Here is a 13,948-nt window from a genome sequence, read left to right on the forward strand (position 1 = left end):
GTCAACCGGACAGGCCCACCACCAGCCAGATGAACGCCGCTCCCGCGATCGTGCACAGCACGGTGGAGCGGGCGGGGTGTTCGTGGTGGGCCTCGGGGAGGATCTCGGCCGCCGCGAGGTAGAGGAGCGCGCCGCCGAAGAGGCCGAGATAGCCGCCGAGCAGGTGCTCGGGGATGGTGAACAGGAGCGTGGAGGCCGCGCCCGCGACCGGCGCCACCGCGTCCGCGAACAGCATCGCGATCGCTCGGCGGCGGGCGTTGCCGTACAGGCTGGTGATCGTGTACGTGTTGAACCCGTCCGCGAAGTCGTGGGCGACGACGGCCAGCGCGACCGCCGTGCCCATGCCGCCGCCGACCTGGAAGGCGGCGCCGATCGCCACGCCGTCCATCGCGCTGTGGCCGACCATCGCCGCGGCCGCCGTCAGGCCGACCTCGGGGGCCCGGCCGTTCGCCTCCTCGGCACCGTGTGCCGCCTGGCGGGCCGCCAGCAGGCGTTCCACCAGATGGGCCAGCAGGAAGCCGGCCACGAAGAGGAGCAGGGCGGCCGGTACGCCGTAGATCTCCTCGCCGGCCGCGTTCAGCGCCTCCGGCAGCAGGTCGAGGCCGACCACGCCCAGCATCAGGCCGCCGGCCAGGCCCAGCACGAGGTGACGGCGGTCCGTCACACGTTGTGCCGTCCAGCCGCCGGCCAGCGTCATCAGGAACGCGCCGAGCGCGACGAAGACCGCCATGTGCTCTTCGTATCCGATCGGCGCCCCATTTCGCACATTCAGCCTTCGCTGTGACATCCCGTACGAGAGGACCCCAACCCATGGCCGACACCCCCACCGGCAAGGTGACCTTCGTCGGTGCCGGCCCCGGCGCCGCCGACCTGCTGACGTTCCGTGCCGCGCGGGCCATCGCGGAGGCCGATGTCGTGATCTGGGCGGCCAGCCTGGTCCAGGCGGAGGTCCTGCAGCACGCGCGGGAGGATGCGGAGGTCCTCGACTCGGCGACCATGTCCCTCGAGGACGTCGTCGCCGTGTACGAGCGGGCGCGGGCGGAGGGGCTGCGCGTGGCCCGTATCCACTCCGGTGACCCGGCCCTGTGGGGCGGTACGCAGGAGCAGTTGGACCGGTGTGCCGCGCTCGGTATCGCCACCGAGGTCGTGCCGGGTGTCTCCGCGTTCTCCGCCGTCGCCGCGCTCGCGCAGCGTGAGCTGACCATCCCGGAGGTGGCGCAGTCGGTCGTGCTGACCCGGCTCGGTGGCGGAAAGACGCCGATGCCGCCCGGGGAGGAGGTGCGGGAGTTCGCCAAGCACGGCACCACCATGGCGATCTTCCTGTCGGCCGCCCGCAGCGGGCAGTTGGTGCGGGAGCTGCTGGAGGGCGGCTACCCGACGGACACCCCGGTGGTGGTCGCGTACCAGGCGACCTGGCCGGAGGAGCTGGTCGTGCGGTGCACGATCGGCACGCTGGAGGAGACGGTCAAGGAGCACAAGCTGTGGAAGCACACGCTGTTCCTGGTCGGCCCGGCGCTCGACGCGCACGGCACCCGCTCGCACCTGTACCACCCGGGTCATTTCCACGGCTACCGCAAGGCCGACCCGGAGGCCCGTCGGGCGCTGCGCGAGCGGGGTGCGAGTACGTGAACCGTCTGATCACCGTCTTCGGTACGGGGACGGGGGCGCCGGTTCCGGCGGAGGTGCTGGCCGGGGCCCGGCTGGTGGTGGGCGGCCGGCGGCATCTGGAGTCCGCGGCGGTGCCGGAGGACGCCGAGCGGGTCGTGCTCGGGCCGTTGGCGCCCGCGCTCGATGTGGTCGAGCGGCATCTGGACAAGCAGGACCGGGTCGTCGTGCTGGCCTCCGGCGATCCGGGGTTCTTCGGGATCGTGCGGGCGCTGGCCGAGCGGTTCGGGTCGGAGCGGCTGGACGTGCGGGCCGGGGTGTCCTCGGTGGCCGCCGCGTTCGCGCGGGCCGGGCTGCCGTGGGACGACGCCGTCGTGGTCAGCGCGCACGGGCGGGACCTGCGGACGGCCGTCCACGTGTGCCGGGCGCGGCCGAAGGTCGCCGTGCTGACGGGGCCGGGTTCGGGGCCCGCGGAACTGGGGGCGGCGCTCAAGCACGAGGCGCGTGTCCTCCTCGTCGCCACCGCGCTCGGCTCGGCGGACGAGCGCGTCGAGCGGGTGACCCCCGCGCAGGCCGCGGCCCGGGACTGGGGTACGGCGGTGAGTGTCGTGCTGTGCCTGGACGAGGCGCGGGCGCTGGGGCCGGTGCGTACGGTCGCCGGGGCGCCTGCCGGGCCCGCCGGATGGGCGCTGGACGAGGCCGGGTTCGCCCACCGCGACTCGATGATCACCAAGTTCGAGGTGCGGGCGCTGGCCCTGGCCCGGCTCGGTCCGCGGCTCGGCGAGCACGTGTGGGACATCGGCGCGGGCTCGGGGTCGGTGGCCGTGGAGTGCGCGCGGTTCGGTGCCGCCGTCACCGCGGTGGAGAAGACCCGGGACGGGGTGGAGCGGATCCGTGCCAATGCCGCCGCGCACGGTGTCGACGTACGGGCGGTGCACGGGGCGGCGCCCACGGTGCTGTCCGATCTCGACGATCCCGACGCGGTGTTCGTCGGGGGCGGGGGGCGCGAGCTGCCCGCGATCGTGACCGCGTGCGCGCGGCGGGCCCGGCGGACGGTGGTCGTCGCGATGGCCGCGCTGGACCGGGTGCCGGCGGCACGCGCGGCGCTCCTCGGCGCCGGGTTCGCCTGCGACGGGGTGCTGTTGCAGTCGTCGCGGCTGGCACCGCTGCCGGGCGAGGTGACCCGGCTGGCGGCGACCAATCCGGTTTTTCTGTTGTGGGGCGTCAGAAACCCCGTCTCTCATGAAGGAGTTGCTCAGTGATCGGCCTCATTTCCGCCACCGCGGCGGGGGCGGCTGCGCGGGACCGGCTGGCCGCGGCGTGGCCGGAGCGGACGCGTGTGTACGAGGGTCCCGTGGGGGACGCCGTGCGGGCCGCGTTCGCGGAGTGCGAGCAGCTCGTGTGCTTCCTGGCCACGGGGGCGGTGGTGCGGCTGGTCGCGCCGCTGCTCGGCGACAAGGCGTCCGACCCGGGTGTGGTGTGCGTCGACGAGGGCGGGCGGTTCGCCGTGTCGCTGGTCGGCGGGCACGGCGGCGGGGCCAACGAACTCGCCCGCGAGGTGGGCGGGTTGCTGGGCGCCGAGCCGGTGGTGACCACGGCCACGGACGCGGTCGGCATCCCGGGCCTGGACACCCTCGGCATGCCCTACGAGGGTGATGTCGCCGGGGTGAGCCGGGCCCTGCTGGACGGGGAGCCGGTCGCGCTGGTGCCGGAGGTGGTGTGGCCGTTGCCGCCGCTGCCGCTCGCCGCCGAGGGGGACCGGAAGATCCGGGTGACCGATCGTGCGGACGAACCCGCCGACGGTGAGGTGCTGTTGCGTCCGCCCACGCTCGTCGTCGGCGTCGGCGCCTCCAAGGGGGCGTCCGTCGAGGAGGTGCTGGGTCTGGTCCGGGCGAGCCTGCGGGAGGCGGGGCTTTCTCCTCGTAGCGTCGCCGAACTGGCCACCGTGGACGCCAAGTCGGAGGAGACGGGCATCGTCGGGGCCGCCGCGCTGCTCGGGGTGCCGGTGGTGACGTACCCGGCCGAGGAGCTGGCCGGGGTCGAGGTGCCCAACCCGTCGGGCGCGCCGCTCGCCGCCGTGGGCACGCCGTCCGTGGCGGAGGCGGCGGCGCTGATCGGCGGGGGCGAACTCCTCGTGCCCAAGCGGAAGTCGGAGCGCGCGGACGGGCAGCCCGCGATGGCCACCTGTGCCGTCGTACGGCGTCCCGCGCGCGGGCGGCTCGCGGTGGTCGGGCTCGGGCCCGGCGCCCGGGACCTGCTCACGCCGCGTGCCGAGGCCGAGTTGCGGCGGGCTTCGGTGCTCGTCGGGCTCGACCAGTACGTCGACCAGATCCGTGATCTGCTGCGGCCCGGCACTCGGGTCCTGGAGTCGGGGCTCGGCGCGGAGGAGGAGCGGGCGCGGACGGCCGTGGCGGAGGCCCGCAAGGGGCAGGCCGTGGCGCTGATCGGCAGCGGTGACGCCGGGGTGTACGCCATGGCCTCGCCCGCGCTCGCCGAGGCCTCCGACGACATCGACGTGATCGGGGTGCCCGGGGTGACGGCCGCGCTGGCGGCCGGGGCGATCCTCGGGGCGCCGCTGGGCCACGACCATGTGTCGATCAGCCTGTCCGACCTGCACACGCCGTGGGAGGTCATCGAGCGGCGGGTGCGGGCGGCGGCCGAGGCGGACATCGTGGTCACCTTCTACAACCCCCGTTCGCGGGGCCGTGACTGGCAGTTGCCCAAGGCGCTGGCGATCCTCGCGGAGCACCGGGAGCCGGCGACGCCGGTCGGTGTCGTACGCAACGCGTCCCGCCCGGACGAGTCCAGCCGACTCACCTCGCTGGCCGAACTCGACCCGGCGACGGTCGACATGATGACGGTCGTGACCGTGGGCAACACCGCGACCCGGAACATCGCGGGGCGCATGGTGACGCCGCGCGGTTACCGCTGGCAGGCATCGCAGGAGGGCCCGAAGTGAAGCGCGTCGTCCATCCGATCGAGGAGGAGTCCTACCGTCGGCTGCGCGCCCGCCTGGACACCTCTCATTTCCCGCCGCTGACCCGGGCGGTGGTGGAGCGGGTCATCCACTCCGCCGCCGACCTGGAGTACGCGGACGATCTCGTCATGGACGAGGGCGAGTTGGCGAAGGCGCACCGGGCGCTGCACGCCGGGGCGCCCGTCGTCGTGGACGTGGAGATGGTCGCGGCCGGGATCACCCGGCGGGAGACCGTGTGCCGGCTGAGGGACGCCGTGGCCGGGCCGGGGCTGACCCGTTCGGCGCACGCGATCCGGCTGGCGTACGAGCAGGTCGGTCCGGGTGCCCTGTGGGTGATCGGCAACGCGCCGACCGCCCTGGAGGAGCTGCTGACCCTGGATGCCGCCCCGGCCCTCGTCATCGGCCTGCCCGTCGGCTTCGTCGGCGCGGTCGAGTCCAAGGCGGCGCTGCGCGAGAGCGGACTGCCCGCCGTGAGCAACGTGTCCGAGAAGGGCGGTTCGGCGGTCGCTTCCGCCGCGCTCAACGCCCTGCTGTACCACCCCGTTTCGTCTGAGGAGAACCCGTGACCACCCCGCCGCCCGCCCTGCTCATCGCCGGCCACGGCACCCGGGACGATGCCGGAGCCGAGGCGTTCCGCGACTTCGTCCGGGAGCTCGGCGCCCGCCACCCCGACCTGCCCGTCGCGGGCGGTTTCATCGAACTGTCCCCGCCGCCGCTGGGCGAGGCCGTCACCGAGCTGGTGGAGCGGGGCGTGCGCCGGTTCGCCGCCGTTCCGCTGATGCTGGTGTCCGCCGGGCACGCCAAGGGGGACATCCCGGCGGCGCTGGCCCGCGAGAAGGAGCGGCACCCCGGGATCTCGTACACCTACGGGCGTCCGCTGGGGCCGCACCCGGCGCTGCTGAGCGTGCTGGAGCGGCGGCTGGACGAGGCGCTGGGCGGTGCGGAGGGCTCCTCCGGTGACCGTGCGGACGTGACCGTGCTGCTCGTGGGGCGCGGTTCCACCGATCCGGACGCCAATGCCGAGGTGCACAAGGCGGCGCGGCTGCTGTGGGAGGGCCGGGGCTACGCGGGCGTGGAGACGGCGTTCGTGTCGCTGGCGGCGCCGGACGTGCCGAGCGGTCTCGACCGGTGCGTGAAGCTGGGGGCGCGGCGGATCGTGGTGCTCCCCTACTTCCTGTTCACGGGCATCCTCCCGGACCGGGTCCGGCGGCAGACCGAGGACTGGGCGGCCGCGCACCCGGAGGTCGAGGTGCGCTCCGCCGACGTGATCGGTCCGGAGCCGGAGCTGCTGGACCTGGTGATGGAGCGGTACCGGGAGGCCCTCGAGGGTGATCTGCGGATGAACTGCGACAGTTGCGTGTACCGGATCGCGCTGCCCGGTTTCGAGGACAAGGTGGGCATGCCGCAGCAGCCGCACTTCCACCCGGACGACGACGGCCATCACCACCACCATCACGGAGGGCACGCACACTCCCATGCGCACTGAGGGCCACGACCTGCGCCACCACGGGGACGCGGAGGTCCGTGACGAGGGCTCGGCGCTGGTCGACCTGGCGGTCAACGTCCGTGCGGACACGCCCCCGGCGTGGCTGCGCGAGCGGATCGCCGGGTCGCTGGCCTCCCTCGCGGCCTACCCGGACGGGCGGGCCGCACGGGCGGCGGTGGCGGCACGGCACGGGCTGCCGGCGGAGCGGGTGCTGCTGACGGCGGGCGCCGCCGAGGCGTTCGTACTGCTGGCGCGTGCCCTGAAGGTCCGTCACCCTGTCGTGGTGCACCCGCAGTTCACGGAGCCGGAGGCCGCGCTGCGGGACGCCGGGCACAGCGTCGACCGGGTGCTGCTGCGGGCGGAGGACGGCTTCCGGCTGGATCCGGCGGCGGTCCCCGAGGACGCCGACCTGGTGGTGATCGGCAACCCGACGAATCCGACGTCGGTGCTGCACCCGGCCGCCGCGATCGCCGGGCTCGCCCGCCCCGGGCGGACGTTGGTGGTGGACGAGGCGTTCATGGACGCGGTGCCGGGCGAGCGGGAGGCGCTGGCCGGGCGCACGGACGTGCCCGGTCTCGTCGTCCTGCGCAGCCTGACCAAGACCTGGGGGCTGGCCGGGCTGCGCATCGGCTACGTCCTGGCGGCGCCGGAGACCGTCGCGGACCTGGAGCGGGCCCAGCCCCTGTGGCCGGTGTCCTCGCCGGCGCTCGCCGCGGCGCAGGCGTGCGTGGAGCCCCAGGCCCTGGCCGAGGCCGCCCACGCCGCCCACCGCATCGCCGCCGACCGCTCCCATCTGGTGGCGGGACTGCGCGAGTTCGCCGACCGGGGCCTGCGGGTCGTGGCACCGGCCGAGGGCCCCTTCGTCCTCGTACGGCTGCCGGACGCGGCCGCGGTACGGGGGCGGCTGCGCGAGCTGGGGTTCGCGGTGCGCCGCGGCGACACGTTCCCGGGGCTCGACGAGGAGTGGCTGCGGCTCGCGGTCCGGGACCGGGGGACGGTCAGCTCCTTCCTTGCGGCGCTGGACCTGGCGTGGGGGCCGGGTCGGGGGTGAGCGGAGGGGCGCCGGGTGCCGGTTTCGGCAGGTCCCCGGCGTCCCGCAGGTAGTGGCCCGGTCCGTCGGGGTGGGTGGTCCAGTCCGCCGCCCGCCCCTCGTTCCACCGTCGCGTGGCCCACACGTACCACTGCCCGGTGCTGTCGGCCACGACCGCCTGCACCGCCGATTCCAGCTCGGTCCAGGTGCCCTGGGCCGTGTCGGTGTCGCCGCGCCTGACCTGCGTCTCCATCAGGTCCATCAGGGTCTGCACCCACAGCTGGACGTACCGCAGGACCGTGTCCCTGGGGGCGCTGCGCGTGTGCTCGCCGAGCACGGCGAGGAATCCGTCCGCCGCGGCCCGGTAGCCGTGTTCCGCGGCGGCGTCGCGGCGTGCGTGTGCGGCGTACCGCGCCTTGTGGAGCGCGGCCTCGGCGTGCACGGCCCGGGCGAGGTGTCCGCCGTGGGTGGCCGCCAGCCAGTCGAGCAGGCCCACCGTCTCCGCGAGGGCGTCCCAGGACTCGGCCGTCCTCAGCCGCTGGGCGAGGACGGTCAGGAGGGCCTGGAACTCGTCCCCGTCGGACACGGAGCGGCAGTGGTGGATCCTCTTCAGCAGGCCGCCGGCCTGCGCGAACACGGTGAACCGTGGGATGCCGCCGGCCCGGTGCAGGTCGGTCGGGCGCTCCCCGTCCCGGTCCGCCCTGTGCAGCCGGTCCAGCGCGTCCCCCAGCAACTGCACCGCCTCCGGCAGTCGGCCCAGCTGGACGAGGTCCCCGGCCAGGTTCGCGGCGGCACGGCCGGTGGCGTCGTGCAGGGCGCGGCCCTCGTCGGCCAGGCGGCGGTAGGCCGACACCGCGGCCTCGCCGGCGGTCACGGCCAGGGACAGATCCCCGTAGTTGCTCGCGGCCACCGCCACCCGCAGCATGCCCTCGGCGTACTGGTCCTCCAGCAGCACGCCCCCGTTCACCGCGGCCTCGATCTCCACCATGTTCTCGACTTCCATGTCGAGGGAGTCCTTGTACCGCTCCTCGTCGTAGTACAGGTTCGCGAGGAGGTAGCGGGTGATGATCCGGATGCGGGCGTGATTGCGGTTGTCCCGCTCGTTCAGCAGGCCGAGCGCCCGTGTGCACAACTGCCGTGCCGTTTCCCGGTCTCCGGCCCGTCGGCGCAGGATCGCGACCTCCCGGCAGAGAGCCGCCTCGGCGGTCCGCGCGAGGGGTGAGTCCGGGAAGTCCGGGTGCCGGGTGACGTCGAGGCCCTTGGCGTAGTACTCCTCGGTCACGCTCGTCCGCCCGGCCCTGAGATGAGCGATGCCGGTCTTGCGGTACGCCTCCACCAGCTCGACGCCCCAGCGCTCCAGGCCTTCGAGGTCCGTCAGCTGGATCCACCGGTCGAGGCCCGTGGTGGCCGCTTCGAGGGCCCGTTCCACGGAGTCGTCCCACAGTACGGCGGAGGCGTGGTCGCAGGCCTCGGCCAGGGCGTGGACGAGGGAGGCCCTGCCGTCCGCGCGCACCGCGGACTCCAGATGCCGGCGGGCTCCGGTGTACGCCTCGGCGGCCGCGGCATTGTCTCCCACCCATTCGTGGATCTGGCCGATGAAGAACTCCGCCTGGGCGAGCGGCCCGAGCAGGTCGCCCCGCCCGCGTGCGACGAGCCGGCGCAGGATGTCGTGCGCCCGCTGTCCGCGGCGCAGGGCCGCGGCGGGATCGATGATGCGTTGCCTGCCGAGCGAGAGCCAGATCTCCGCGCGCCGGGCCGGGTCCAGGTCGACGGCCGGGTCCTCGCTGTCGAGCCGCTCCTCGACCTGCCGGAAGCGTTCCTGCGCCTCCTCGTCCTGGCCCAGGTCCTGCAGGGCGTAGGCCAGGTTGAGGCCGGACATGACCGCCGCGGCCGGGGTGCCGCCGGCGACGCACGCCTCGTGGGCCGTCCGGAGCAGCTCAAGCCGTTCGTCCGGCTCGGCGGCGCAGCGGGCCCGGCAGGTGAGTGCCACGGACAGCAGCGAGCTGCTGTCCGGCGACTCCGGCAGTGCGCGGGCCACCGCGAGCGCCCGTGCGCTGATCCGGTCGGCCTCCGCCGGCTCGTCCTCGTTGTGCAGGTGGTTGGCGAATGCCGCCAGTGCCTCGCACAGCGGCACCGTGGGGGTCTCGCCCAGCAGCGTCAGGCACTGGCGGTACTTGGCGGTGGCTCCCCGGCCGTCGCCCAGGCGGGTCAGTACGCGTGCGGCGGACATCAGGGCCTCGCAGGCCAGCCCGGTCCGATCCTCGGTGAGCGGGCCCGGCGCCTCGACGAGCATGCGGTGCGCCTCGTTGATCGCGTTGAGCTCCTGGAGCAGCCGGGACTTCATTCCCCCGTCGTCACCGGGCCAGAAGGGCAGGGTCTCCAGGTAGGAGCGGCCGGTGAGCAGGCCGGCACCCAGCAGCAGGTCCCGGCCGCTCGACCAGTACGCCCCGCCGGGCATCCGGCGGTCCTCCGAGCGGAAGTCCGACACCTCCTGCCTGGGCGGGGGCGGCGCGGTGAGGCCGAGCGGCGTGCCCGTCTCCTCGGCCGCGATCTCCAGCAGCCGCTGCGCCAGATCGCCCAGGGACTGCGGGCGCCGTGCGGGGTCCGGGTGGAAGCATGCGTCGAGTACGTCGGTGAGGGAGCGCGGCAGGGTGAGTGACTGGGGGCGCAACGGGGCCTGGGTGGCGGCCCGCAGTACGTGCCCGGCGACGGCGCCCGAGCGCCAGGTGCGCTCGCCCACGAGCATCTCCAGCAGCGTGACCGCCCAGCTCCACACGTCCGTCGCGGGGCCGAGCTCCCGCCCCTCGGACTGTTCGGGTGAGGCGTACGGCAGGGAGCGGCGGCCGACGGAGGCGGCGTCCGGCCCGTTGCCCAGGCCCAGTTGGCGCCTCGTCTCCTCGACCGCGGCGGCCAGTTCCGCGGTGCGCGCCTCCAGGTCCGTGCCCGGCCCGACCATCTCCGCCAGCCACGCCCGCAGCCGACGGTCGTGCAGCTCGGCGCGGGACCAGGCGTGGCCGGAGACCCCGAAGTCGGTCAGCTTCGCGGTGCCGTCGCCGGTGAGCAGGATGTTGGAGGGCTTCACGTCGAGGTGCAGGGTGCCCGAGGCGTGGGCGGCGTCCAGCGCCCAGGCGATCTGGGCCGCCACGGTGAGGACGGCCGACAGCGCGGCGGCCGGATCGGCCGGGGGCCCGGTCCGGCCGAGCAGCCACTCGGCGAGGGAGCCGCCGGGCACGTACTCGCCGAAGATGGCGAGGTGGCGGCTGCCGAGCCGGGTGAAGTGACAGGCCGTGATGTACGGGTGGGGCGGCAGCCCGACCCAGCGCTGGGCCTCCTGGAGGGCGAGCGCGGAGTCCGCGGCGGTCCGGGTGCGGATGTGCTTGACCGCGTACCGCTCCTGGGTGCGCACGTCGCGCACCAGGTCCACCGTACTCACCCCGCGTCCGAGTCTGCGTTCGACGACGAAGCCGTCCAGCACGTTGTCCTCACCCGTGCCCTCGCTTTCGCTTTCGCCTTCGCCGGCACGGAGTTGCGGGTCGGTCATGTCCGCCCCCTTTCACCTTTCACCGGGCGTCAGCCGAACGCCGCCAGCGCCGCGCGCAGGTCGGCCGCGGACACCGTGGGCGGCACGAGGTCCGCCCGCAGGGTGTCGTCCACCAGGTCGGCCAGGGCCTTGGGCACCGGTGTGCCCCGGTCGGCGAGGGGGACCAACGGGGTTTCGAGCACGGCCAGTTGGAGGTCCCTGTCCGGCGGGAGGTCGCGCGGCGCCCGGCCCGTCAGGGCGAGGTAGAGCGAGGCGGCGACCCCCCAGACGTCGACTCCACGGGTGGCCCGCTTGTAGTCCAGCGCCTGCGCCCGCGGCATGAAGGCCGGGGTGCCGCCGTAGTCGCCGGTGCGGGTGATGCTGATGAGGCCGGCCGCCTCGCAGGCCTTGGCGAGCGTGAAGTCGGCGAGTTTGGCCGTCGTACGGTCCGGTCCCCGCGCGAGGAGGATGTTCGACGGTTTGACGTCCCGGTGCACGATGCCGTGGACCGTGACGGGTTGCCCCTGGGCGTCCACGGTGGCCAGCGGGGCGTGGTGGGCGTAGGCCAGTCCGTCGAGCAGGTCCAGGAACAGCGGGACCGCCTCCGCGACGGACAGCGGGCCGTGGCCGGTCACCCGGTCCTCCAGGCTGCCGAGGCCGCAGTACTCCATCACCAGGCAGGGCAGCCCGCCCGACTCCCCGGTGCGGTGCACGCGCACCACGTTGGGGTGCACCAGGGCCAGGCAGATGCCGGTCTCCCGGCCGAAGAGGGCCGCGGCGTACGGGTCGGGTTCGCCGCCATCGAATCTCATGACCTTGACGGCCCGGGTCTCGCCCGCCTCCGGGTCGAGCCCCGCGTAGACGTCCGCCCAGCTGCCGCTGCCGATCTTCCGCAGTTCGCCCCAGTCCTCGAATCCGGGCAGCCCGGCTACGTGTTCCGGCATCGGTCCCCCGTTTGTGCGCTTGTGACGTGCCTCATGTTCTTCCCGTACCATCGCCTCATATGCATGACCGCCCGGACGGTTACGGCACGCGAGATGGTGGGATGACCTCCTGTGCGGCCGACGGAGGGGAAGTTGATGGCGGATCCGTTCAGTACGTTCCTCAACACGTCCCAGGCGATCCGCCAGCAGAACGTGCAACAGGGTGAGCAGCAGAACATCTCCGGTCCGGGGCAGGGGGCCGTCGGGTATACGGCGGAGCGCCGTGACGCGCTGGTGGAACTGCTGCATCACCTGTCGGACCAGGCCGAGGCGCATGCGGCGGAGCTGTCCGACCCGGCCGCGGTCCAGGACGTCATCGCGCAGGCGACGGCCCAGGCGGAGCAGGAGTCCCCGAACTTCACACTCCTGCGCGCGCTGCTGGAGGCGCTGCGCGTCAGTGTCGCGCCCGTCTCCGCGATGGTCGCGGTCACCTCCGCCCTCCAGGCGCTCCTCGCGGACCTGCGAGGCTGAGCGCCGACCGCCGACGACCGCAGGCTGCCGAAGGACAGGGGGACGGCTGTGCTCGACTACGTGGTGGCGTGCGGCGGAGGGGCCCTCGTGGGGCTGGTGGAGCTGTTCTCCCGCTACCGGGACCGCCCGTCGGCGCTGCTGTGGGTGGTCAGCGCCTGGATGTACCTCACGATCAACGCGGCCGCCTCGGGCGGTGTGCTGCTGCTCGTCCACACCTTCGACCTGACCTTCGGCGCGACCGAACCCGGCACGGTCGGGACCACCCAGGTGCTCGTCGCCCTCTTCGGGGCGCCGACGGTGCTGCGCAGTTCGCTGTTCACCATCCGGGTCGGCGGCCAGGACATCGGCATCGGACCGTCGTCGATTCTCAGCACGCTGCTGTCGGTCGCGGACCGCGGGGTCGACCGGGCCCGCGGCCGGGACCGCTCCCGGCAGGTCGTTGCGGTCATGCGCGGCGTCTCGTACGAGAAGGCGCGGCTGGCCCTGCCGTCCTTCTGTCTGGCCCTGCTGCAGAACTGTCCGCAGGACGAGCAGCAGAACCTCGCGGTGGCGAACGAGGCGCTGGCCGAGAGCCAGATGTCGGACGCCCAGAAGTCCTACGGGCTGGGCCTGCTCCTCGTCAACCTCGTCGGCGTGGACCTGCTGCGGGAGGCGGTGGAGGCGATGGGCGACGAGATCCGGGCCGAGCCGCCCCACCGTCCACCGCCGCCCGCGCAGCCGCTCTGATCCAACGCCGCCGGCCTACCCGCGTCGGCGTGCCAGGACCACCGCTCCCCCGCCCGCGACGAGGAGGGCGACCGCGCCGGCGGCGAGGTACGGCGTGGTGGAGCTGCCGCCGGTCTCGGCGAGGCCGGCCTCGGCGGGGGCGCCCTGCGGCTTGACCTCGGAGGCGGGTTCCTGGCTCGGGGCGGCGGGTTCCCGGCTCGGGGCGGGGGCCGGGGGTGCCTCGCAGGTGGCCTTCGCCAGGGTGACGGTGCCGGTCACCTCGGCCACGTTCAGCTTCAACGGGTTGACGGAGACGGTGAGTTCGAGGGCGGTGGCGGCGGCCGTACGGGACGTGGTCTCCGTCTTCGACAGGTCCAGGCGGACCTCGCCGACACCGGGCACCGTGACCTGGGTGGGGCCGCCCGCGGTGAGCGTGACCTTCTTGCCGAGGGCGGTGACCGAGCCGAGCACGTTGGCGGAGGCGGTCGGTGCCTTCCCGGCCTCGCAGGTCGCCTTGGAGGTGACGCCCTCGATCTCGACGAGGGAGAGCAGCGGCAGACCGGGGACGTGGATCTCGGCGTGGGCGAGGTTGGTGGACCCCTCGGCCTTGGTGTCGGTCGTCGTGGCCTTCGCCGAGGCCACGTCCGCGCGCAGGACGCTGAACGGCTGTCCGCCGTCGACGCCGTCCAGCCTGGCGGTCAGGGTGGTCTTCTCGGCGCTCTGCGGGGCCTGGACCTCGTTGAGGGAGACCGCGAGCGGGACGTTCACGGTCTTGTTGAGCAGGGACACGTCGAGCCCGGTGCGCAGGACGACGGCGCTCGCGCGGCCCTGCTCGCCGGTGGCGTGAGCGGGACCCGCGGCGGCCAGTGCCGCGGGCCCGGCGGCCAGGGCGGTGGCCGCGGCGACGGTGGCCCAACGGCGTGCGGGCATGCGGAAGTTGTTGTCGTTCACGGTGGTGGGACCCCCAGAGAGACATGCTTGGGACCCGGACAGAATTACGCACTCGGAGTGAACAGGCGGCGTTCCGGTGCCACTTCACTCCAACGTGGTGTTTCCGTGAACCTTTTCGATTCAGGCGGCACGGGTGTTCCACCCGTTCACCCTCGCACCGGCGCAAGCGGGGACCGGGGGTCGCGCGAGCCGGGGTGCAGAACGAGCCACCACCCCGGCC

The 13,948-nt window shown here is 74.0% G+C and carries 12 protein-coding genes; 8 read left to right on the top strand and 4 right to left on the bottom strand.

Features of this window, described 5'->3' with window-relative positions; translation table 11 throughout:
- Position 1: 1 nt before the first annotated feature.
- Positions 2 to 730, bottom strand: coding sequence for a ZIP family metal transporter (locus ICC28_RS27765; protein ID WP_188291468.1), 729 nt, complete (start codon positions 728 to 730; stop codon positions 2 to 4).
- Positions 731 to 810: 80 nt separating this feature from the next.
- Between ICC28_RS27765 and cobM the strand changes: the two genes are divergently transcribed.
- The 6 genes from cobM to cobC are packed head-to-tail and all read left to right on the top strand — an operon-like array spanning position 811 to position 7,119.
- Positions 811 to 1,629, top strand: a complete 819-nt coding sequence (cobM, locus tag ICC28_RS27770; RefSeq protein WP_188291469.1) for a precorrin-4 C(11)-methyltransferase — start codon at positions 811 to 813, stop codon at positions 1,627 to 1,629.
- Positions 1,630 to 1,634: 5 nt separating this feature from the next.
- Positions 1,635 to 2,867 (top strand): precorrin-6y C5,15-methyltransferase (decarboxylating) subunit CbiE, encoded by a 1,233-nt coding sequence (gene cbiE, locus ICC28_RS27775; protein WP_188291569.1) that lies wholly within the window; start codon positions 1,635 to 1,637, stop codon positions 2,865 to 2,867.
- Positions 2,864 to 4,564 (top strand): precorrin-3B C(17)-methyltransferase, encoded by a 1,701-nt coding sequence (gene cobJ / locus ICC28_RS27780; protein WP_188291470.1) that lies wholly within the window; start codon positions 2,864 to 2,866, stop codon positions 4,562 to 4,564. The genes cbiE and cobJ overlap by 4 nt, the downstream gene beginning before the upstream one ends.
- Positions 4,561 to 5,148 carry a precorrin-8X methylmutase gene (locus ICC28_RS27785; RefSeq protein ID WP_188291471.1) on the top strand — a complete coding sequence of 196 codons (588 nt, stop codon included), beginning with the start codon at positions 4,561 to 4,563 and terminating at the stop codon, positions 5,146 to 5,148. The genes cobJ and ICC28_RS27785 overlap by 4 nt, the downstream gene beginning before the upstream one ends.
- Positions 5,145 to 6,068 (top strand): sirohydrochlorin chelatase, encoded by a 924-nt coding sequence (locus ICC28_RS27790; protein ID WP_188291472.1) that lies wholly within the window; start codon positions 5,145 to 5,147, stop codon positions 6,066 to 6,068. Before ICC28_RS27785 ends, ICC28_RS27790 begins: the two co-directional genes overlap by 4 nt.
- Complete coding sequence (gene cobC, locus ICC28_RS27795) at positions 6,058 to 7,119, top strand: Rv2231c family pyridoxal phosphate-dependent protein CobC (RefSeq protein WP_188291473.1); 1,062 nt, start codon at positions 6,058 to 6,060, stop codon at positions 7,117 to 7,119. The genes ICC28_RS27790 and cobC overlap by 11 nt, the downstream gene beginning before the upstream one ends.
- Here cobC and ICC28_RS27800 read toward each other — a convergent pair.
- Positions 7,067 to 10,639: a serine/threonine-protein kinase gene (locus ICC28_RS27800; protein ID WP_188291474.1), complete on the bottom strand. Its 3,573-nt coding sequence runs from the start codon at positions 10,637 to 10,639 to the stop codon at positions 7,067 to 7,069. The two genes, cobC and ICC28_RS27800, sit on opposite strands and share 53 nt — an antisense overlap.
- A 29-nt stretch (positions 10,640 to 10,668) precedes the next feature.
- Complete coding sequence (locus ICC28_RS27805) at positions 10,669 to 11,562, bottom strand: serine/threonine-protein kinase (RefSeq protein WP_188291475.1); 894 nt, start codon at positions 11,560 to 11,562, stop codon at positions 10,669 to 10,671.
- A 135-nt stretch (positions 11,563 to 11,697) separates the two neighbouring features.
- On the opposite strand from ICC28_RS27805, the gene ICC28_RS27810 reads away from it, so the two are divergent.
- Both ICC28_RS27810 and ICC28_RS27815 read left to right on the top strand, forming a co-directional pair.
- Positions 11,698 to 12,072 (top strand): hypothetical protein, encoded by a 375-nt coding sequence (locus tag ICC28_RS27810; RefSeq protein ID WP_188291476.1) that lies wholly within the window; start codon positions 11,698 to 11,700, stop codon positions 12,070 to 12,072.
- A 48-nt stretch (positions 12,073 to 12,120) separates the two neighbouring features.
- On the top strand, positions 12,121 to 12,798 hold the full coding sequence (locus ICC28_RS27815) for a hypothetical protein (RefSeq protein ID WP_188291477.1): 678 nt from the start codon (positions 12,121 to 12,123) through the stop codon (positions 12,796 to 12,798).
- 15 nt (positions 12,799 to 12,813) lie between these two features.
- On the opposite strand, the gene ICC28_RS27820 is transcribed toward ICC28_RS27815, so the two are convergent.
- Positions 12,814 to 13,728 (bottom strand): SCO1860 family LAETG-anchored protein, encoded by a 915-nt coding sequence (locus tag ICC28_RS27820; protein WP_188291478.1) that lies wholly within the window; start codon positions 13,726 to 13,728, stop codon positions 12,814 to 12,816.
- Positions 13,729 to 13,948 lie beyond the last annotated feature (220 nt).

Source organism: Streptomyces sp. TRM68416, assembly GCF_014596915.1.
Lineage (GTDB): Bacteria > Actinomycetota > Actinomycetes > Streptomycetales > Streptomycetaceae > Streptomyces.